The organism is Amycolatopsis pigmentata, from assembly GCF_042684065.1.
Lineage (GTDB): Bacteria > Actinomycetota > Actinomycetes > Mycobacteriales > Pseudonocardiaceae > Amycolatopsis_E > Amycolatopsis_E pigmentata.
This window is the reverse complement of record NZ_JBHUKR010000004.1, coordinates 676,366-695,297: the sequence shown is the minus strand read 5'-3', so window position 1 is coordinate 695,297 and position 18,932 is coordinate 676,366. Positions and strand designations below refer to the sequence as shown.

The following is an 18,932-nucleotide window of genomic DNA, read 5'->3' as shown; positions in this document are numbered from 1 at the left end:
TCCCCGCGCGAATTCCGCGCCGGGTCGAACTGGCTGTGTCAGCCCTTGGCGGCCGTCAACCGGACCTGGAAGTCGGCGGCGGTCTTGCGGCGTAGGTCGTCGAGTTGTGTTCCCGGGGCGAGTTCCACCAGGACCAGACCATCCGGTTCCACGTCGAAGACACCCAGGCTCGTGATGATCCGGTCCACGACCTTGCGTCCGGTGAGCGGAAGTGTGCACCGGTCGACGATTTTCGGGCTGCCGTCGCGTGTCGTGTGCTCGGTCAGCGCGATGACCCGGCGTGCGCCGGCGACGAGGTCCATCGCCCCGCCCATGCCTTTGACCGCCGCACCGGGAACGGCCCAGTTGGCGAGATCGCCTTCCGCCGAGACCTGCATGGCGCCCAGGAACGAAATCGCGATCCGGCCTCCTCGCACCAAGGCGAAGGACGTGGCGGAGTCGAAAACGCTGCCGCCGGGGGCAATCGTGACGGTCTGCTTTCCGGCGTTGATCACGTCCGGGTCTTCGTCGCCTACCAGGGGAAACGGGCCCATCCCGAGCAGTCCGTTTTCACTGTGGAAACTCGCCCGGTGACCGGGCGGCACATGGTCGACCACCAGCGTGGGAATCCCGATGCCCAGGTTGACGTAGTCACCGGGCCGGATCTCGCGGGCGGCGACCTCGGCGATCTGCGTACGGTTCCACGCCATCAGCGCACCACCGTTTCGCCGGCCGTGCGCACCGTGCGCTGTTCGATCGGCTTGCGGCCTGGATCGGCAGGAACCACGTGGTCCACGAATATGCCGGGCGTGCGTACCTCGTCAGGCTCCAGGAACCCGGGCGACCGGATCACCTCGGCTTCGGCGATCGTGGTGCGCCCGGCCATCGCGACGAGCGGGTTGAAGTTCTGCGCGGTGTAGCGATACCGGAGATTCCCCGCAGGGTCGGCGGTGTGCGCGTGCACCAGGGCGAGGTCGGCGACGATCGCGCGTTCGAGAAGGTAGGTGACGCCTTCAAAGCTCCGGGTCGGCTTGCCGTCAGCGACTACGGTGCCGACTCCGCTGGGGGTGTAGAAGGCGGGAATCCCGGAGCCGCCGGCACGGAGACGCTCGGCGAGGGTTCCTTGGGGCGTGAATTCGATCTCGAGTTCGCCGGAGAGGACAAGCCGCTCGAGCGTACGGTTCTCGCCCACATAGGACCCGACCACCTTCCGGACCTGACCCTCCTCGAGCAGGACGCCAAGACCATGGCCATCGGTCCCCATGTTGTTCGAGACGATGGTGAGATCTCCGACGCCGCTGTTTCGGACGACGTCGATGAGGCCATACGGCACGCCACACAGCCCGAAGCCACCCACCGCGATCGTCATGCCGTCGTACAACAGGCCGTCCAGGGCATCCTGCGCGTCAGTCCTGACTTTGTTCATCGACTCCTCCAGCAGCGTGTCGCCTCAGGGGTTGCGGGTCCTTCGGACGAGGCCGTCGTGGGCAGGAGAGCTTCGCGTATCGCCGCGGCGGTGTCGATCACCATTGCTCGCCCGGTGTCGAGCGGGGCCGGCGCGATGTGAGCCTGATGGATCATTCCCGCGCGCACGTCGAGCACCGCTGGTACGCCGTCGCGCCGCAACCGGGCCGCGTACGTTTCGCCGTCGGCCCGCAGCGGGTCGTACTCGCCCACAACGACGTGCGCGGGCGGCAGGCCGGCGAGAGACTCGGCATGGACGGGGGAGAGCAGTGGCTCGGTCCGGTCGACGCCGGGTGCGTAGTGCGCCAGCGCCCACTCGAACTGCCCGCGGCCCATGGCGTAGCCCTGACCGAACTCGTCCCACGTGACGGACGCGAAACGTGCGTCGAGCAAAGGAGCAAGCAGCACCTGTAGGACAAAGTGGACGCTTTGCCGCTCGCGGTCGAGCAAGGTCACCGCCGCGGCCAGGTTCGCCCCGCTGCTCTCTCCCGCGATGGCGATCGCGTTCGCATCGAGGCCGTGCTCGGTGGCGTGGTGCTTGAGCCAGGTGGCGACGGCATGGATTTCCTCGATCTGCGCTGGGAAACGCGACTCGGGCGCCCGCGTGAAGCTGACCGCGGCGATCGCGCAACCCGTCCTGCTCGCGTACGCGCGCACGTGGTTGTCCAGCGTCTCCACCGAAAGCCGGACCCATGCCCCGCCATGCAGCCACACCACCACCGGTAACGGCTTCGCGGCGTTGGGACGGTAGATGCGGACCTCGGTACCGGCGCCGCCCGTGTCCGGCACGGTCACGTCGATGACAGAGTGCATCTCTTCCCTGGGGAGGGCGAGGCCTGCGTACTGCTCGCCGGCGGCACGGACGAGTTCGACGGTCACGCACTCGGGCGGGACGGCGGGGGAGAGGGAGGTGCCAGCCAGGAAGGCGCGGGTTTGGGAGTCGAGTGCCACGGAATCGAACCTCCTCATTGGACGGAAAGTGGTCTAGACGTTTTCTCGCCGGAACCCGAGCCGTCGCCAGAGACCGCCGGTGCTCCGCTGGCTGAGGGCGGCGAACGTGACGGCGGCCAGGAGCGCGACCCCGTTGAAGGCGTCGGTGATCCAGGCGTGGCCCCCGCCGCCGAGCTGCAACCCCTTCACGCCGGTGGCGAGCAGGTAGATGGCCAGCACAGTGCCGGCGATGTTCAGCCTCCCCGGTTTGAACTGGGTGGCACCGAGGAACGCCCCGGCGACGACCGGCAGCAGGTAGCCCGCCCCGGCGGTCGGTATGGCGGAGTCGACCTGCGCGGTGACGAGCACGCCGGCGAGCGACGACGTGAGCCCGGCCACCAGGAAGCCGATCAGCGTCATCCGGCTGGTGGCGACCCCCGCGAGCCGCGCGGCGTCCGGTCCGAGTCCGGTCGCCTGCATCCGTCGTCCGACCGGGGTGTGCTCCAGCAGGTACCAGCCCAGGAACGCGACGACCGCGAAGATGATCGTCAGCATGGGGATGCCCAACGGCTTGGGCGACGCGATCCGGGTGAACGACGCGGGGAAACCGGTGATGAACTGTCCGTTGTCGCTCAGCCACGAAGTCAGCGCGAGTAGCACGGAGCTGGTGCCGAGCGTGACGACGATGCTGTTGAGGCCGACCTTGACGACGAAGTACGCGTTCACCACCGCGAGGACCACCCCGGACGCCAGCGATGCGACGATCGCCTGCCAAGGGGCGAAATGGTGGAAGTACATGAGCGAGCCACAGAGGACGCCGCTCATCGAGATGTTGTTCGCGAACGAGAGGTCGAAGACCCCGGCGCTCAGCGCGATGACCACGCCGACGGTCACGATGCCGACCACGGCCTGATCGCCCAGGATGCTCTGCAGCGTGGTGCTGGTCAGGAAGGTCTCCGGCACCCACAGTCCGTAGCCGATGATGAAGGCCGCCAGGACGTAAACTCCGCTGTAGCGGGCGAGATCGAGACGCGGTGTGCGGGTGCGTTTCGGCTCATCGGCCGGTCTCGACGGCCGCTTCTGTCCGGTGAAACCGAGATCGACCGGCCCAATGGTCATGATGCTTTCCCTTCGTGCAGACTCGCCGTCACGATGGCGCCGGCCGTCAGCGCCGGTCCTTCCAGCGCGGTGGTGAGGCGACCGTCGCGGAAGACGAGGACCCGTTCGCAGATCTCGGCGAGTTCGTCGGCGTCGGAGGACGCGACGATGACCCCGGCGCCGTCGCGTGCGGCCTCACCGAGCGCGTCGTAGATGGCGCGCTTGCCGGCGATGTCGACGCCCTGTGTCGGTTCGTCGAGCAGGAGCACCCGTGACCCGCATCTGAGCCAGCGTGCCAGCAGCGCCTTCTGCTGGTTGCCGCCGCTGAGGGTGGAGAAGGGCCGTTGCGGATCCGTCGGGACGACGCGGAGGCGCCGGATCCACGGGAGCGTTTCGCGTGTCTCCGAACGCCGGCTGAGCCAGCCGAGCGGCCGCTTGCCGATCTTCGGCAGAGTGACGTTCTCCGCCACTGTCATCGTGGGTGTCGCGGCGAGGTTCCGCCGGTCCGCCGGCAGGTACCCGAGGCCCGCTGCGATCGAGGAAGACGGCTGGGCCGGGGCGAGTACGCGGCCGTCGACCCGGACCTCTCCGCTGTCCGCGGCGTAACGACCGAAGAGCAACGAGTTCAGCTCGTCCCGGCCGGACCCGTCGACCCCGGCCACGCCCAGGATTTCACCGCTGTGGAGGTCGAAACCGGCCTCACGGACCGTGTTCCCCTTGAGGTGTCTCGCGCTCAGCAGCACCTGTTCGCGTTTTTCCGGCGGAGTGGGGTAGAGCTGTTCCAGAGGCCGGCCGGCGATCTGCGCGATCAGGTCGGCGTGATCGGTGGCGGAAACCGCCGTCGTCCGCACCTTGACGCCGTCGCGCAGCACGGTGACCGTGTCAGCCAGTTCGAAAACCTCGCCCAGCCGGTGGGTCACGTACAGGACCGCCGCACCGGTGCGCTGGACCCGCCGAACGGTCTCGAACAGCACGTCGACCTCGTGTTCGGGCAGCGTGGCCGTCGGCTCGTCGAGGACGAGGACACCGCCGTCCGCGACCCGGTCACGCAGCGCGCGAGCGATCGCCACGATCGTCTGCTGGGCGGCTGACAGGTCACGGACGGGCCGTCGTACGTCGACGTCGTCGATGAAGTCGCTCAGCAAGGCCCGCGCCGCGGCGGCTTCCGGCCGTTCGCGCAACCACCAGCGACCCCCGTAGCGGGTGCCGAGAGCGAGATTGTCGACGACGTCGAGGCCCGGGACGAGGCCGAGGTCCTGGTGGATGAACCGCAACCCGGCGCGGTGCGCGGCCGACGGCGAACCCAGCGTCAGCGGTTCGCCGTTCAGCCACGCGGCCGATCCCGGATCCGGCGTGTGGTAGCCGGCGAGGATCTTGATCAGGGTGGACTTGCCCGATCCGTTCTGCCCCAGCAGGGCATGGACCCGGCCGGGTTCCAGATCGAGGTCGACATCGGCCAGGGCGCGTTGTGCCGGGAACGTCTTGGACACGCGCCGCAGGTGGAGTCCGGCACCGCCTTCGTTCACGGCGTCACATGCCAGGCTTGGAGGAAGCCGTCCTGGTAACCAGGCACGCTGTAGGGCACGTCCAGGTTCTTCGGCAGATTGTCCTTCGTGATCACGTGCAGCGAGCCGACCGGCTCCGGGTCCGCGATCGGGGCGCCCTCCAGATGCCGGATGATCAGGTCGAACGCACGCCAGCCGAATTCGTAACGCTCACCGACGACGGCCATGGCCTGTGAACCGTCGGAAACCGCTTTCACGTTGGCCACGCTGGAGGAACCGGTGACCAGTTTGACCTTGTCTCGCAAGCCCGCGGCGGCCAGCGCCTGCGGAACACCGACCGACGCGTCACCCACATTGATCAACACGTACTTCGCGTCGGGTGTGCGCTGGAGGTAGCTGACGATCTGCTGGGGGATCGACTTGCCGACTCCCGTGGAATAGTTGGTGGTCTGGACATCGACGGAACACTGTGGACAGGCGGAGGACAGCTCCTTCTTGAAGCTTTCGGTGTAAGGCAGGAGCGATTCGAACGAGGTGTCGGTGTAGTAGACGACTTTCGCGCCGGCTCCGGAGTCTGCGGTGATCCAGTCCGCCCAGATCTGGCCCTGCACCGTCGACTGCTTGGCGTTGTTGTAATGGCCGATGACGGGTGCGCTCGGCGTGCTCGGTCCGCCGAGTTCGACGACCGGGATGCCCTTGCTGTTCAGCGTCGCCAGTTGGTCGGTCAACGCGGAGTTCGGGATGGTCGGTACCGCGACGACCCCGTCACCCGGATTCTGCGCGACGCTTCTCCACGCCGAGGCCTGGGTGTCCGGCGTGAGGCCGCCGTCGTAGACCTTCACGGTCCAGCCGATCTTGGCACCGGCCTGGTTCATGGCGTCGAGGTATTGCTGGCACGTGGGCAAGGGGCAGGAGATGAAACTCACCGTCTTGCCGCGTGGCGGCGCTTGCGGTAGCGGTGTCAGCGAAATCGCCGACCGCTCCGCGGCGTAGGGTTCGAGCTTTTTCGCCGCCGCGGCGGCGGCGGGGTTGTTCTTGGCCGCGGCGCCGGCGCCCGGGCCTGCCGAGGTGCTTCCTCCGCCACATGCGGTGAGCGCCAGCGCCATACTCAAGATCGCGGTAATGCCTGTTCTGGGCCTCATGGTTTCACTTCCTTGTGAAATGCGAGGGAGTCGGAGAAAAACCCATTCGTCTTCCCGACGCCTCAGTGATATCGAGGCGTGGCCGATCGCCTTGCGTAGACACTAGAAAGGCGGGTGACCGGCCCGCACGATGGTCGCGGGACCATTGCCGGGCGAAATCTTCGTCTCAGCGAGACCAGGGCATCGGCCGCCCGGTGTCGGCCTCGTCCAGCAGGTCGGCGATCTTGCCGAACAGGTCCAGCTTGTCCGGCGCGCGACCGTCTTCCAGTTCCCGGTAGACGGCGTCGATGTTGATGAGGATCCGCTCGGGATCCGGCCAGCCCGCATACGGCCCGAGGTCGAAGACGCGTGCCGCCTCACCGAGGCTCAGTCCCTTTTGGTGGAACGCGCCGGCCTGATCCCGCACGTACTCCAGGTAACCACGTTGCCGGGCAACGCCCGCCCGGTCGGACAGAGGTCCGTGCCCGGGCACCACGAAGTCCACGTCGAGCGCTTCGATCGTGGTGCAGGCTTCGATCCAGTTCTGATAGGGACCGGACCACACCGCCGGATGCCCGCTCGTGAACAAGATGTCGCCGACGTAGATCACTCGGTCGCTGGGCACGTGGACCACCAGGTCGCCGTTGCTGTGCGCCGGGCCGACCTGGACGAGCTTGACGTCCTTGTCCCCGACAGTCAGCTCGAGTGACCCGCGGAATGTCTCATTCGGACAGACGAGCTCCGCGCCGGCGAAGTCGAGGCCTGCGACGAAACGCTCCAGGAAGCGGCCGGTCGAGCCGAGTTCGGCAAGGTTCGGCGCCATCGCGTCGGCCTGCTGAGGGGTCGGCAGGTGCTTCAGGTCCTCGAGGGTGGCCTCCGTGGCGATGATCCGGCCGTCGGCCACCAGCTGGTTGCCCCAGGTGTGGTCACCATCCGCGTGGGTGTTGACGACGAGATCGATGTGCGTGGCCGCCGGATCGGCCGCACCGTAGGCCGACAGCATCCGCCGGGTCAGGTCGAGCGTCATCAGTGTGTCGACGATCAGGGCCTCACCTCGCGACGTGACGAGGCCGGAATTGCTCTGATTCCAGGTGCCGGTACCGACGACATAGGAATACGCACCGGGCGCCAGCCGGGTGAGGTCGGCCGCGTAGTGGTGATCGCGCATGAATCTCCGATCTTCGAAGGAAAGTGCCGCGCCGGGAGACGCTCAGATGAGGAAGCTGAGGTTGCCCAGCGGAAGATCGGCGTTGACGAGCCGCACGACCTTTTGTTTGATACGCAGACCGGCGTCCGTGGATACCAAAAGGTGTTCCATCGCGCCGGAATAGCTGTGTTGTCCGCCCCGGCGCACTTCGGTGACCAGCAGCGAGGAACGCACCTCGTAGCCGTCCTCCTTGGCGCTGGTTCGCACGTTCCCGATCAGGTGGCACGTCCGCGAGGGAGGGTCCTGGGAGAACGCGAATCCGGATTTCAGCCGCACCACCCGCCCGCGCATAGCCTGCCGGTTGTCGTACACGAGGGACACCGCTCTGCCCGGGTCGTCACCGTCACGCTGTGGCAGCCAGTAGACGCAGTCTTCGGTGAACAGTTCGAGCCAGTCGTCGAACCGCCTTCCGTCCAGCAGGTCGGCCTCGTGGTATACCAGTTCCTCGGGAGTCACGCCGATTCCTCTGCTTTGCTCGCTGCCTTGCGTGCCCCCGCGATCGTGTCGGCAGGGCGCTCCTTGCCACCGCACCTCACGTGGTGCAATTGGGCGCCCTGCCGCCCCGACAGCGGAAAGAAAAGGCACGCTTTGTGGTCGTCCTGACAGCCGCGTGTCATGATTCCTCTTCCTCCATGAGACGGCGCCACTGCCGGTAGAACGCCCTGTGGGGGAGCTCATCCAGCGCATGGCCGTACACGATCCCGTTCTCGCCGGGCTTTTCGGTGTCGAGACCCCGGGACATCACGACCCAGTCCTTTTCGGTGGCGGCCTTGCCGTCGGCGGTGCGGAAGAACGCGATTTCCATGTCGTCCGTGGTGCCCGCGCCGGCGGGCCCGTTGAATTCCTCGTGATTTCGCAGGATCGCCGCGTTCACGGCGTTGTCGGCCCCCTTCAGCATCATCGGATAGAGCCGCACTTCGGTGCGGTCGACCGCCTTCGGCAGCACATGACGCACCTGTGCCCCGATGATCGCGAGGGAGGGGAAGACGACCACGTTGAACGGCAGGCCACCGATCAGCCCGCGGGCGGTGACCTCGGCGGCGGTGGTGTCCTCGCCGAGCGAGTGGCCTCCACCGAGGTCGGCGGTGCGCCAGTTGGCCATCAGGTTCGGCACGACCGGCGGCGGGGTGCCGGCCCGGTCACTGAGCACCGCGAGGTAGCTGCGATGAACGAACGCGAAATGGTAGCCGTCCTGGGTGTTCTCCAGCTGGAGCTTCCAGTTGCCGTCATAGCCGATCTTGTGCGAGTTGGCGGACAGCTGGATGCCTTCGGGGCCGGCTTGCGCGGCGAGGTCGAGGTAGGGCGCCGCGTTGCCGAGATACTCGACCAGGGACGGGCCTTCCTCGGCGAAGATGGTGAAGATGAACCCGGCGTAGGTCTCGGTCCTCGGCAAGGCGGTGAGCCCGAGCCGGTCCCGGTCCAGGCGCGTGTACGCGTCGTCGTAGGGCACGCCCCGCAGTCCGCCGGAGTTGTAATAGGTCCACCCGTGGTAGGGACAGCGGAAGAAGTTGGCGGTGCCCGCCTCGTCGTGACACACCGAGGCGCCGCGGTGCCGGCATCGGTTGAGCAGCACCCGGATGACCCCGTCGTCGCTGCCGCGCGTGACGATCACCGGTTGCGTCCCGGCGAAGGTGGTCTTGTAGTCGCCCGGTTCGGGAAGTTCGGACTCGTGACCGACGTAGAGCCAGCAGCGGCGGAAGATGCGCTCCTGCTCGAGCCGGAAGATCTCCGGTGAACTGTAGATACTGCCGTGCACCCGCCAGTCTTCGGTGAACAGTCCGGACACCACGCCGGGAGGCGGCGCCTGCCGGGAGGTGTCGTCGTTCACCGTGGCGGCTCGGTCATTCATCCCAACTCCATCCGTTGTTGCTCGGGTCCAGGAACGGTGCGAGGCGAGCGTGGGTGAGCCAGGTGAGGCTCGCGAGTTCCAGCGGGTCCAACAGGATCCGGCGGCCGTTGCCGCAATTCGTGATTTCCAGGCGCGGACCGTTGCCGGACTCGTCGAGAGCGACCGTGACCGAACCGAATTCGCTTCGCAGATGAAGGTGCTTGTCGTTCCGCCCGCTCATCGCGTCACCTCCAGCCGTCCGGCCTGGCGAACCAATTGCGCGCGGTAGGGGGCAAGCAGTCGAGCGCCGCCATATCCGGTCGCCGAAACCAGGCGCTCGCCGCGATAACCGGCGACGATCAGCGACCGCTCTCCCGCCACGATCTCGTGGCGGTCGGCGAGCGCCGCGATTCCGAGGCCATTGAGCCGTGTTCCCCAGTGGTCGGACCAAAAGCTCGGTACCGCGGCGAACGGAACCGCGCGGTCCGGACCGTTCAGCAGTGTTCGCGCGGCCGCCGCTCCTTGCTCGACCGCGTTGCTCCAATGCCCGATCTGTACCGGGCGACCACCGAAAAGCGGATGGGGCCAGCGGACGACGTCTCCCGCGGCGACGACGCCGGAGACACCGCGCACGGCCAGGGTCTCGTCGCAGGAGACCCCGCCCTCGATCGGAATTCCGGAGTCCTTCAGCCACCCGGTTTCCGGCACGGCCCCGATCGCGACGAGCAGCACGTCGGCGGTCAGCACAGACCCGTCGTCAAGGCTCACCGTGACGGATCCGCCGGAGCTGTCGGTGCGCACCACGCGCCGACCGGTGCGCACGCGCACCCCGCACTCGGCCAGTTTGTCCGCGCAGGCATGGGCGATCGCTTCGCCGAACCGGGCCAGCGGTGGATCCACCGTGACGATCTCCACGGCGGCACCGAGCGCGTTCGCGGCGGACGCGACTTCCATCGCGACGAGGCCGGCTCCCACAACGATCAGCCGCGTCCCGGTGCGCAGAGCGTCACGGAGAGCCTGTGCTTCGTCGAGGGTGCGCAGGGACCACATGCCCGGGAGTCCAGACGGACAATTCGGCAGTCGCCGGTTGGTACTCCCCGTGGCGATGACGAGACCGTCGAAGGTGACCCGTCCGCCCGATGCCGTCGTGATCGCTCGGTCGATGAGATCCAGACCAATGACCGGGTCGCCAAGGAGCCATTCGGCCGCCAGGTCGTCGGGCTCGAAAAGGGTCAGGTCTTCGGTCGCGACGGTCCCGTCCAGTAGTCCCTTCGACAGCGGTGGCCGATCGTAAGGGCGATGGGGTTCCGCGCCGAGAATGGTGAGGTGGCCGTCGAACCCCTCGGTGCGCAGGGTTACGGCCGCGCGCAGGCCGGCGAGGCCCGCGCCCACGACGGCGATTCCCCGGCGCATCTCAATCCTCGATCCGGATCGCCCGCACCGGACAGGCGGCCGCGGCATCGCGGGCGAGAGCGAACTGCTCGCCGGTCAGCTCCGGCACGTGCGCGAGTTCGCCGTCACCGTCGAACCAGAACAGTGTGGCGGCGGTGTACGTGCACTGGCCGTGGTGGTCGCACACGGCCCGGTCGACCCGGATGCGTCCGCTCATCGGCTCGCTCCCTTCGTGGTGCCGGGGAAGGCACGACGGGGACCGGCGCCCTTGAGCCCGACGGGGTTGCGCAGCACACCGATGCCCTCGGCCTCCAGTTCGACCACGCATCCCGGCTTGATCCACCGGTCGAGTTCCAGGCCGCATCCGCGACCCACGGTTCCGCTGCCGAGCAGGTCGCCTGGATGCAGGGTCTGCTCCTGACTGGTCCACTCGATCAGTTGCTCGAAGCTGAAATGCATAGAGGCCAGCGTCGATCCCGACGACCACACCTCGCCGTCGATGCGCGCTTCGAGTTGGGCGGAGGGGCGGTCGAACTCGTCCGGCGTGACGATCGCCGGGCCGATCGAGGACGCGAAGTCCTTGGAGATTCCCGGGCCGCAGTAGAGGCCGACCTCGCGGCGTTGGAGGTCGCGTGCGCTCCAATCGTTGTAGAGCGTGTACCCGAGGATGTGCCGGCCGGCGTCCTCGGCCCGGATGCGCCGCCCGCCGGTGCCGATCACCGCGCAGATTTCCAGTTCGTAGTCCAGCGCATCGGTGTAGGCGGGCCAGGGCACGATGTCGTCGGGCCCGTAGATCTCGTCCACGTTTCCCTTGTAATGCGCGGGCACGTGATACCAGTCCTGGGGAATCCCCTGTGGCCCAACGGCACCGGCAACGTGTTCCTCGACGACCATGAAGTCGCGGAGACTGTTGGGACGCGGCAACGGGGCGACGAGCTGGACGTGTGCGCGGTCGTTGATGACCCGCTCCCCGCGGAGGAACTCGTCACCGTTGCGGAATGCCCGTTCGGTGCCCTCTCGTGCCAGATCCAGGGCCGGTTCACCGGCACGGACAAGGGAAAGCAGGTCGGGGGCGAGCGTCTGCCCGGTGACCAGCGCGACCGCGTGGGCGATGTCGACCACGTGCTCGCCGATCTCCACGCCCGCCCGCACCGTGGGCCCGGCTCCCGTCCGCACCCCGAAACTGACCAGCCGCATGCGTTATTCCTTTCAGGACTTGTTCCTCGACGCCTTCGGGGGCGCGTTGTTTCCGTTCAGGGAAAGGCTTTCAGAGAGATTTCGGTGCCGTGCCCGGCCGCATTCCGTCCCGGAGAACGTGCTTGAGCACTTTGCCCGAGGGATTGCGCGGGATCGCCTGGCGGAGGAGAAGATCGTGCGGCACCTTGTAGGACGCGACCAGCTTGCGGCAATGCGCCTTGATGCCGTCCAAAGTGATCGTCGTGCCGTCGCGGGGGACGACGACAGCGACGATGCTCTCGCCGAAGTAGGGGTGCGGCCGCCCGATCACGGCACAGTCGAGGACGTGCGGATGAGCGGCCAAGGCGTTTTCGACCTCGACCGAGTACACGTTGCGTCCGCCGCTGATGATCATGTCCTTGAGCCTGTCGACGACGGTGAGGTAGCCGTCGTGGTCGACCTTCACCAGATCCCCGGTGTGCAGCCAGCCGTCGCGGAGTGTCCTTTCGGTCTCTCCCGGCTGGTGCCAGTAGCCCTTCATCACCGTCTCCCCGCGGAGGACCAGTTCGCCGATCTCACCGGGCTGGACATCACGGTCGGCGGCGTCGACCACCCGGGCTTCGGTGAACGGAAGAGCCTGGCGGGCACAGGCATCGGGACGAGCCCGGACCTGCTCGGGGGTGCTGTAGACGCCGCCTGGTCCTCCTTCCGTCTGGCCCATGAACTGGATGAGCTCCACGCCGGGCAGGACGGCCAGCAACTGTTCCACGACCGCTCCCGGCATGGGAGCCGAGCCGAACATGCCGACCCGCCAGCGGGACAGGTCGCGCGCACGCAGGCCGGGATCGGAGAGGAATGCCTGGTACATGGTCGGAACCCCGAAGAACATGCTGATGCCTTCGGCCTCCATGGTGTCCAGGACCTCGCGCGCGTCGAATCCGGAGTGCACGACGTGGTGCGCGGCGAGCATGGTTCCGGTGATCAGCATGATGCACAACTCGCCCGCGTGATACAGGGGCGCGACGTGTAAGAACCGTTCCGCTGACCGCATCCCGCTCGCGGCGGCCACGACCACGCCCACCCAGACCGAGCGGTGGTGGTCGAACAGGGCGCCCTTCGGGCGTCCCGTCGTCCCGGAGGTGTAGAGAATGAGGCTGTCGTCATCCTCCTCCACCACGATCAACGGCGGCGAAGCCGGGGCGTCGGCGGCGAGGTGCCGGAGATCGTCGTACCCCGCGACCTGGCCGAGAGCGAAGAACCGTACCCCGCCGGAATCGCCGGACCGGGCCACGTCGACGATGTCACTCAGTTCCGCGTCGAAGACAAGGGTGGTCGCTCCGGAGTCGGTCAGAATGTAGGCCAACTCGGGTGGTGCCGACGCCGGGTTGACCGGAACGAAGATCGCGCCCGCCCGCAACGCGGCATAGAAGACGATGACGAACAGGTCGGAATTGGCGGCCATCAAGGCGAGGCGGTCACCTCTGCGCAGCCCGGAACGCAGGAGGGCATTCGCCATTCTGTCGACCTCTTGGTCGAGTTCGCGGTAGGTGTAACGGACGCCGCCGAACGTCAGTGCGGGTGCGCCGGGAAGGCGCCCCGCACTCGCCCGTAGCGAGCCGGGAATGGTCGGCATCGCTCAACGGACCTTTTCGTACAGGGTCACCACAGCGGCCCCGCCCAGCCCGATGTTGTGCTGCAGCGCGAGGGTCACGTCCTCGACCTGCCGGTCCTCGGCCTGACCACGCAACTGCCAGACCAACTCGGCGCACTGGGCGAGACCGGTCGCACCCAGCGGGTGCCCCTTCGACAGCAGGCCCCCGGAGGGATTGGTGACCACCTGGCCGCCATAGGTGTTGTCGCCGTCGGCGATGAACTTGGCAGCGGTTCCCTCCGGGGTGAGCCGAAGCGCTTCATAGCTGAGCAGCTCGTTGGCGGTGAAACAGTCATGCAGTTCCACCACGCGGATGTCCTCCGGCGAAACACCCGAAGCCGCGTAAACCCGGTCGGCCGCGAGCCGCGCCATGTCGTAACCGACCAACTTGGTCAGGTCTCCCTCGAAGGTGCTGGGCAGGTCGGTCGTCATGGCCTGGGCCCGGATCGCGATGGAGGCGTCGAGTCCGTGAGCCCGGGCGTACTCCTCGGAGCACACCACCGCGGCAGCGGCGCCGCAGGTGGGTGGGCAGCACTGCAGCCGGGTCAACGGACCGTAGATGGCCGGTGATGCCAGTACTTCTTCCACGGTCAGCGGGTCGCGGAACACCGCGTAGGGATTGTTGGCCGCGTGCTGACGCGATTTGACCGAGATACGGGCGAGCGTGTCCTCTTCAAGGCCGTACTTGCCGGCGTACGCGGCACCGGCCCCGCCGAAGAAGCGGGCGGCGAAGGGCGCTTCGCTTTCACCCTGCTGGGCGGCTTCCTCGAAACGATCGAAGGGGGTGGGCCGGTCCTGCCACAGCATGTCCAGGGCGCCGGGGCGCATCTGCTCGAAGCCGAGCGCGAGCACACAGTCGGCGGTTCCCGACTCGACGGCCTGCCGCGCAAGGTAAAGCGCGCTGGAACCGGTCGAACAGTTGTTGTGCACGTTGATGATCGGGATGCCGGTCTGACCGAGTCCGTAGAGGGCGGCCTGCCCGCACGTCGAGTCGCCGTACACATAGCCGGTGAAAGCCTGCTCGACGGCGGCGTAGCCGATACCCGCGTCAGCCAGCGCCGCGCGGGCGGCTTGCTCGCCCATCTCGTTGTACGGCTTGCTGTTGCGAGGGGTCGAGAACGGCACCATGCCCACTCCGACGATTCGAGCGTGATCGCTCATGTCCTACCTCCGCGTCGCGGTTCCTTACCCGGAGCATGCGCCGTCCGAGGGAATCCTCGAAACGTCCGCATGGGCCGAACCTCGCCGTGGGTTCCTGTCTCGTGGCGACAGGCCGTACTCACGACCGTTGGCCGAAGGGCGAGACGCCGAGTAGTTCCAGGAAGGCAAGCAGTTCGAAGGCAAGCCGGTAGTGGAAACGAGTCGTGGGGTCGTTGAGATCCTGGCCGGTGATCGCCGCGATGCGGCCAAGGCGGTACTTCAACGTACTGGCGTGGATATGGCAGTCGGCGCAGGTGCTCGGATGGTGCCCGCCGTTGGCGAGAAAAGCGCGAAGTGTCGGGGCGAGATCGCCGTGCCGTTGCGCGTCGTGTGCGATCAACGGTCCGAGGTACTCCTCGACGACGCCGAGCGTTTCGCCGGTCTCGGTCGAGTCCAGCAGGAAACGCAGCGGGCCCAGTTGTTCGTAGCTGATCAGCATGTGCCGGCTCCGGCGGGCGAGACCGTGGGCGGCGTTCGCCTCGCGGACGGCGATGTCCAGACGCGTGTGGGCTCGGCTGAGCCCACAGGAGAACGCGATCTGAGCGCGGGCCGCCCGTTGGTGGAGTTCCGTCACCAAGTCCTGGCCGTCGATGTCGGCCAGGACGATCACGATCCGCCCTTCGTGGCGGCTCACCAGGCCGGAAGCGCTGCGCAGATGGCGCCGGACGAATTCCATCAGGCGGGCGTCGTGAGCCTCGTCGAAGGGGGTGAGTACGCCGACCCTGTGCGGCAGGTCGAGGTCCATGCCCATCCGCGCGGCACGCGCTTTCAGGCTCTCCGGCACCGTTTCACTGGTCCGGACCAGTTCCTCGAACAGCTCACCCTGCATTCGCCACTCGACTTCGAGGACGGCCTGTTCCTTGACGAGTTCGAGAGCGATCACCGTGGCGCCGTGCTCCAACGTCCTGAGCTGTACCGGCGCGAGAAACTCCATGCCCAGTGCCCGTAACCGGCCCAGTTCCGTGCCTCCCGCGATGATCGGCACGCTGACGCACGCCTCGTCACGGTCCGCCTTCGCGGGCTGTTGCGCCGCCCGGTCGCTGAACGCGAGATCGGCCACGCCGTCGGCGGCGAACCGCAGTGACCGCGGAATCCCGCCGTAGACCTCCAGATCCAGGACGCACCGCATCAACCGGCCCAGCTCGGCAGCGATCTTTTCGACGCCCGCGCCCGACAGGGAGGCGTCGGTGAGGATGCGGTGTGCCTCGAATGCCTGCTGCAACGTGTCGCGTTGCTCGGTCAGCGTTTGATAGAGCCGCGCGTTCTGGATGGTCACCGCCGCCTGCGCGGCGACGGACGACAGGAGCGCTGACGCCGCGGAGTCGAAAGCGACCACCTCGCGGCTGCCGATGTACAGTGCGCCGACGACGGCCCCGTCCATGGCCATGGGCGCGCAGAGGATCGATTGGATCCCTTCCCGCCGGAGTGTATCGGCCACGGCGGCCGGCAGGTCGTTGTCGTATCGAGTGGCGTCCCGGACCACGATCGGGCGGCCACGATCGACCGCCGCGCCTCCGATGCCGGCCCCGAAGGGGACCTCCATGCGGGCGAAGTCCGGGCAGAGTGCCCCAGCGGCCACCTGGACCCGCACGGTTCCTTCGGCGGGATCGGCCAGCGCGAGCCACGCCACGTCGCCGTCGAGCAGCTTCTTCACGTGTCCGACGATCAGCCCGAAGACGTCGTCTCCGTGTACCTCGCCGGCCTGCAGGTGGGTACCGATCCGCACGAGAGCCTGGTAGGCATCGTCGCCGCCGGGCGGCGGGTGTTCTTCCGCCGTCGTAAGCCTGTCGAGGAGGACAGCCCTCGACCGGGATTCGATCACCATCCGGACCTCCTTGTCCGCCGAGTGCCAAGCCGACTTGGCCGACCCGCTGACTCATTCTAGTCCAGCTGACCTAGAATGAGTCAGCGAATACATCTTTCGTCTCCGCCGCACGCCGAAGGGGTCCAATGCCGACACGACGAGCCGAAAGCTCCCAGGAGAGCCGGCAACTGCTCATCGAGGCCGCGGCCGCGTTGTTCGCCGAACGCGGGTACAAGCAGACGACCGTGGCCGACATCGCCGACCGCGCCGGCATCAGCCGTAGCTCCATCCCGTGGCATTTCGGGAGTAAGGACGGCCTGCTCATGGCGGTGATCGAGCGGGCAGCGGAGGAGTTGCGCGCGGCACTGCCGCCGGGCAAACCAGGGCGCGGTACGCGCGAGTTCTTCACCGACGTCGCCGAGATCCTGCGAACGACGTCCGCCAGTGCCCTGCTCGCGATCCTGATCGATGCGATCAATCCGGATTCGCCGATCCACCAGCGATACCGCGAGTTCCACGAGCGGGCCAGGGCGGTGGTCGCGGACTGGGCGCGCACCCTGCCGCACCGGCCAGGCGGCCTGTCGCCCGAGGACGTCGCGGTGGTCGTGGTGGCAGCCTCCATCGGGTTCCAGGCGCAGTGGCAACTCGCCCCGGACCAGGTCGACATCACCCAGGCTTTTTCGTCTCTCGCTCAACTGATCGAGGGCGGCCCCGGTCGGTCAGCGCCGGAAACTTCGCGCTGACCAAGGAACAAGGAGGCATCCATGCCGCACGGACAGTTCCCGGCACGACTGGAGCCGGTCGGACCCGGCAGCTACGCCTACGTCGTGGGCATCGGCAGCTGGCATCAGAGCAACAGCGGTCTGGTGACCTCGAACGGTGCGTCGCTGGTGGTCGACACGTTGATCACGCCGGGGATGACCCGGCGCATGCTCGCGGAAATGGCGCGGGCGGAGGCCGCCGCCGGTCACGTGGATGTCCTGGTGAACACCCACGGCGACGGCGACCATTTCTGGGGGAACCAGCTGCTGGCCTCTTCCCGGATCGTCGCGACCACGCGAGCGGCACGGGACATGCGCGGCGCCGCGACGCCCCCGCAGATCGAGGCGCTCATCGCCGCCGAAGCGACGGACGACGGCCGCGGCGACTTCCTCAGGAACTTCTTCGCCGGCCTCGATTTCACGGACTTGGTCCCGACTTTCCCCACGGAGACCTTCGACGGCTCGCTGACGGTCACGGTGGGGGACAAGACCGTGGAGCTGATCGAGGTGGGCCCCGCGCACACGCAGGGGGACCTCATGGTGTTCGTGCCGGGCGACCGCGTGCTGTTCGCCGGCGACATCCTCTTCTCCAGCGGTCATCCGGCCGTCTGGTCAGGTCCGTTCCAGAACTGGATCGACGTGTGCGCGCGGATCACGCGGATGGAGGTCGACGCGATCGTCCCCGGCCACGGGCCGGTCACCACCCGGGAAAAGGTCGCCGAGTTCCGTTCCTACCTCGAAGACGTGCGCGAGCAGTCGACCGTCCTGCACGAGCGCGGCCTCGGCGTCGACGAGGCCGCGCGTGTCATCGACCTGACCCGCTACGCCGACTGGATCGACGGCGAGCGGATTCTGATCAATATCGACGCGGTTTATCGCGAACTCGACGGACGCGGTGACCCCGACCGTCTCGACATTTTCCACCGGCTGTCGGCGTTCGTCGCCGAGATGCGCTCGCGCGCGTCGTGAGCCGGGACCTCCACATCACGCACCAGGAGAGACCATGCCCAGTACCGCACAGCCTGTAGCCTCCGAGCGCGTCGCGCTGGTCACCGGAGCCGCGCAGGGAATCGGCGAGGCCACCGCCCGGCGTCTGGCCCAGGACGGGACGAGGCTCGTCCTGACCGATCTGACCGAAGACGTCGTCTCCGCGGCCGCCCGGATCGCCCAGGACTTTCCTGCCTCCCGCGCGATCGGCCTCCGTGCCGATGTGACCGACCCGGCTGCCACCGACCACCTCGTGGCCACGGCCGTCGGCACCTTCGGGCGGCTGGACACGGTGATCGTGTCGGGTGCCGTACTGCAAAAGCGCGGGCCGCTCGCGGAACTGGACCCCGCGGAGTGGGATCGGGTCATGGCGAACAACGCCCGGGCGCCGTTTTTGCTGTGCCGCAGCGCTGTTCCTGTCCTGCCCCGGCCTGGCGGCAGCATTGTGCTTCTCGCGTCCTTTGCCGGTCAGCGGGGAATCAACGGCTATTCCGCCTACTGTTCATCGAAGGCCGCGGTATTGCTTCTGACTCAGAGCCTTGCCCTGGAGTTGGCCGAGGAAGGAATCCGGGTCAATGCCATCGCGCCCGCTCACGTCGAGTCGGCGATGGGACGCGAGGACCTGGAGCGTACGGCCAAGAGCCGAGGGATAACCGAGGAGGAAGCCCGGCGCGAGCGTGACTCCTTCATCCCGATGCGTCGTCAGGCGACTGCCGCCGAGGTCGCCGAGTGCATGGCTTTTCTCTGCTCGCCGTCGTCTTCGTACATGACCGGCGCCTGCCTCGACGTGAACGGTGGCGTCATTCTCAGGTGAGACGGCGGCTCTCCC

19 protein-coding genes are annotated in these 18,932 nt (G+C 67.5%); 3 read left to right on the top strand and 16 right to left on the bottom strand.

The window, feature by feature from the left end:
• Positions 1 to 38: 38 nt before the first annotated feature.
• The 16 genes from ACFSXZ_RS05040 to ACFSXZ_RS04965 form a co-directional block, all read right to left on the bottom strand.
• Positions 39 to 689 carry a 3-oxoacid CoA-transferase subunit B gene (locus ACFSXZ_RS05040; protein WP_378261704.1) on the bottom strand — a complete coding sequence of 217 codons (651 nt, stop codon included), beginning with the start codon at positions 687 to 689 and terminating at the stop codon, positions 39 to 41.
• The gene (locus ACFSXZ_RS05035; RefSeq protein ID WP_378261702.1) at positions 689 to 1,405 is read right to left on the bottom strand and encodes a CoA transferase subunit A; all 717 of its coding nucleotides are present in this window, start codon (positions 1,403 to 1,405) and stop codon (positions 689 to 691) included. Before ACFSXZ_RS05035 ends, ACFSXZ_RS05040 begins: the two co-directional genes overlap by 1 nt.
• Positions 1,402 to 2,394 carry an alpha/beta hydrolase gene (locus tag ACFSXZ_RS05030; RefSeq protein ID WP_378261700.1) on the bottom strand — a complete coding sequence of 331 codons (993 nt, stop codon included), beginning with the start codon at positions 2,392 to 2,394 and terminating at the stop codon, positions 1,402 to 1,404. Before ACFSXZ_RS05030 ends, ACFSXZ_RS05035 begins: the two co-directional genes overlap by 4 nt.
• A 33-nt stretch (positions 2,395 to 2,427) precedes the next feature.
• A complete protein-coding gene (locus tag ACFSXZ_RS05025) occupies positions 2,428 to 3,492 on the bottom strand; it encodes an ABC transporter permease (RefSeq protein ID WP_378261698.1) in 1,065 nt (354 codons plus the stop codon).
• On the bottom strand, positions 3,489 to 4,997 hold the full coding sequence (locus tag ACFSXZ_RS05020) for a sugar ABC transporter ATP-binding protein (RefSeq protein WP_378261696.1): 1,509 nt from the start codon (positions 4,995 to 4,997) through the stop codon (positions 3,489 to 3,491). Before ACFSXZ_RS05020 ends, ACFSXZ_RS05025 begins: the two co-directional genes overlap by 4 nt.
• Positions 4,994 to 6,118 (bottom strand): sugar ABC transporter substrate-binding protein, encoded by a 1,125-nt coding sequence (locus tag ACFSXZ_RS05015; protein ID WP_378261694.1) that lies wholly within the window; start codon positions 6,116 to 6,118, stop codon positions 4,994 to 4,996. Before ACFSXZ_RS05015 ends, ACFSXZ_RS05020 begins: the two co-directional genes overlap by 4 nt.
• 166 nt (positions 6,119 to 6,284) lie before the next feature.
• Positions 6,285 to 7,265, bottom strand: a complete 981-nt coding sequence (locus ACFSXZ_RS05010; RefSeq protein ID WP_378261692.1) for an MBL fold metallo-hydrolase — start codon at positions 7,263 to 7,265, stop codon at positions 6,285 to 6,287.
• Positions 7,266 to 7,307: 42 nt separating this feature from the next.
• Entirely contained in the window at positions 7,308 to 7,760 is a 453-nt protein-coding gene (locus ACFSXZ_RS05005; protein WP_378261690.1) for an aromatic-ring-hydroxylating dioxygenase subunit beta, read from the bottom strand.
• A 157-nt stretch (positions 7,761 to 7,917) separates the two neighbouring features.
• Positions 7,918 to 9,153, bottom strand: a complete 1,236-nt coding sequence (locus tag ACFSXZ_RS05000) for an aromatic ring-hydroxylating oxygenase subunit alpha (protein ID WP_378261688.1) — start codon at positions 9,151 to 9,153, stop codon at positions 7,918 to 7,920.
• On the bottom strand, positions 9,146 to 9,373 hold the full coding sequence (locus ACFSXZ_RS04995) for a hypothetical protein (RefSeq protein WP_378261686.1): 228 nt from the start codon (positions 9,371 to 9,373) through the stop codon (positions 9,146 to 9,148). Before ACFSXZ_RS04995 ends, ACFSXZ_RS05000 begins: the two co-directional genes overlap by 8 nt.
• The gene (locus ACFSXZ_RS04990) at positions 9,370 to 10,545 is read right to left on the bottom strand and encodes an NAD(P)/FAD-dependent oxidoreductase (protein ID WP_378261684.1); all 1,176 of its coding nucleotides are present in this window, start codon (positions 10,543 to 10,545) and stop codon (positions 9,370 to 9,372) included. The genes ACFSXZ_RS04995 and ACFSXZ_RS04990 overlap by 4 nt, the downstream gene beginning before the upstream one ends.
• A 1-nt stretch (position 10,546) precedes the next feature.
• Positions 10,547 to 10,741 carry a ferredoxin gene (locus ACFSXZ_RS04985; RefSeq protein WP_378261682.1) on the bottom strand — a complete coding sequence of 65 codons (195 nt, stop codon included), beginning with the start codon at positions 10,739 to 10,741 and terminating at the stop codon, positions 10,547 to 10,549.
• Entirely contained in the window at positions 10,738 to 11,721 is a 984-nt protein-coding gene (locus ACFSXZ_RS04980) for a fumarylacetoacetate hydrolase family protein (RefSeq protein WP_378261680.1), read from the bottom strand. Before ACFSXZ_RS04980 ends, ACFSXZ_RS04985 begins: the two co-directional genes overlap by 4 nt.
• Before the next feature lie 70 nt (positions 11,722 to 11,791).
• A complete protein-coding gene (locus tag ACFSXZ_RS04975; RefSeq protein ID WP_378261678.1) occupies positions 11,792 to 13,333 on the bottom strand; it encodes a class I adenylate-forming enzyme family protein in 1,542 nt (513 codons plus the stop codon).
• A 3-nt stretch (positions 13,334 to 13,336) separates the two neighbouring features.
• Complete coding sequence (locus ACFSXZ_RS04970; RefSeq protein ID WP_378261676.1) at positions 13,337 to 14,512, bottom strand: lipid-transfer protein; 1,176 nt, start codon at positions 14,510 to 14,512, stop codon at positions 13,337 to 13,339.
• A gap of 118 nt (positions 14,513 to 14,630) precedes the next feature.
• Complete coding sequence (locus ACFSXZ_RS04965; RefSeq protein WP_378261674.1) at positions 14,631 to 16,376, bottom strand: helix-turn-helix domain-containing protein; 1,746 nt, start codon at positions 16,374 to 16,376, stop codon at positions 14,631 to 14,633.
• Between the two features lie 125 nt (positions 16,377 to 16,501).
• Between ACFSXZ_RS04965 and ACFSXZ_RS04960 the strand changes: the two genes are divergently transcribed.
• Genes ACFSXZ_RS04960 through ACFSXZ_RS04950 form a run of 3 tightly spaced genes read left to right on the top strand, consistent with a single transcriptional unit; the run spans position 16,502 to position 18,917 of the window.
• Positions 16,502 to 17,098 (top strand): TetR/AcrR family transcriptional regulator, encoded by a 597-nt coding sequence (locus ACFSXZ_RS04960; protein WP_378261672.1) that lies wholly within the window; start codon positions 16,502 to 16,504, stop codon positions 17,096 to 17,098.
• Between the two features lie 21 nt (positions 17,099 to 17,119).
• On the top strand, positions 17,120 to 18,085 hold the full coding sequence (locus tag ACFSXZ_RS04955) for an MBL fold metallo-hydrolase (protein ID WP_378261670.1): 966 nt from the start codon (positions 17,120 to 17,122) through the stop codon (positions 18,083 to 18,085).
• Positions 18,086 to 18,119: 34 nt separating this feature from the next.
• A complete protein-coding gene (locus tag ACFSXZ_RS04950) occupies positions 18,120 to 18,917 on the top strand; it encodes an SDR family NAD(P)-dependent oxidoreductase (RefSeq protein WP_378261668.1) in 798 nt (265 codons plus the stop codon).
• Positions 18,918 to 18,932 lie beyond the last annotated feature (15 nt).

Bases quoted from the DNA above. Each gene is read 5' to 3' on its own strand.
- ACFSXZ_RS05040 (WP_378261704.1), bottom strand. From the start codon at position 689: ATGGCGTGGAACCGTACGCAGATCGCCGAGGTCGCCGCCCGCGAGATC.
- ACFSXZ_RS05035 (WP_378261702.1), bottom strand. From the start codon at position 1,405: ATGAACAAAGTCAGGACTGACGCGCAGGATGCCCTGGACGGCCTGTTG.
- ACFSXZ_RS05025 (WP_378261698.1), bottom strand. From the start codon at position 3,492: ATGACCATTGGGCCGGTCGATCTCGGTTTCACCGGACAGAAGCGGCCG.
- ACFSXZ_RS05015 (WP_378261694.1), bottom strand. From the start codon at position 6,118: ATGAGGCCCAGAACAGGCATTACCGCGATCTTGAGTATGGCGCTGGCG.
- ACFSXZ_RS05010 (WP_378261692.1), bottom strand. From the start codon at position 7,265: ATGCGCGATCACCACTACGCGGCCGACCTCACCCGGCTGGCGCCCGGT.
- ACFSXZ_RS05000 (WP_378261688.1), bottom strand. From the start codon at position 9,153: ATGAATGACCGAGCCGCCACGGTGAACGACGACACCTCCCGGCAGGCG.
- ACFSXZ_RS04995 (WP_378261686.1), bottom strand. From the start codon at position 9,373: ATGAGCGGGCGGAACGACAAGCACCTTCATCTGCGAAGCGAATTCGGT.
- ACFSXZ_RS04990 (WP_378261684.1), bottom strand. From the start codon at position 10,545: ATGCGCCGGGGAATCGCCGTCGTGGGCGCGGGCCTCGCCGGCCTGCGC.
- ACFSXZ_RS04985 (WP_378261682.1), bottom strand. From the start codon at position 10,741: ATGAGCGGACGCATCCGGGTCGACCGGGCCGTGTGCGACCACCACGGC.
- ACFSXZ_RS04980 (WP_378261680.1), bottom strand. From the start codon at position 11,721: ATGCGGCTGGTCAGTTTCGGGGTGCGGACGGGAGCCGGGCCCACGGTG.
- ACFSXZ_RS04975 (WP_378261678.1), bottom strand. From the start codon at position 13,333: ATGCCGACCATTCCCGGCTCGCTACGGGCGAGTGCGGGGCGCCTTCCC.
- ACFSXZ_RS04970 (WP_378261676.1), bottom strand. From the start codon at position 14,512: ATGAGCGATCACGCTCGAATCGTCGGAGTGGGCATGGTGCCGTTCTCG.
- ACFSXZ_RS04965 (WP_378261674.1), bottom strand. From the start codon at position 16,376: ATGGTGATCGAATCCCGGTCGAGGGCTGTCCTCCTCGACAGGCTTACG.
- ACFSXZ_RS04960 (WP_378261672.1), top strand. From the start codon at position 16,502: ATGCCGACACGACGAGCCGAAAGCTCCCAGGAGAGCCGGCAACTGCTC.
- ACFSXZ_RS04955 (WP_378261670.1), top strand. From the start codon at position 17,120: ATGCCGCACGGACAGTTCCCGGCACGACTGGAGCCGGTCGGACCCGGC.
- ACFSXZ_RS04950 (WP_378261668.1), top strand. From the start codon at position 18,120: ATGCCCAGTACCGCACAGCCTGTAGCCTCCGAGCGCGTCGCGCTGGTC.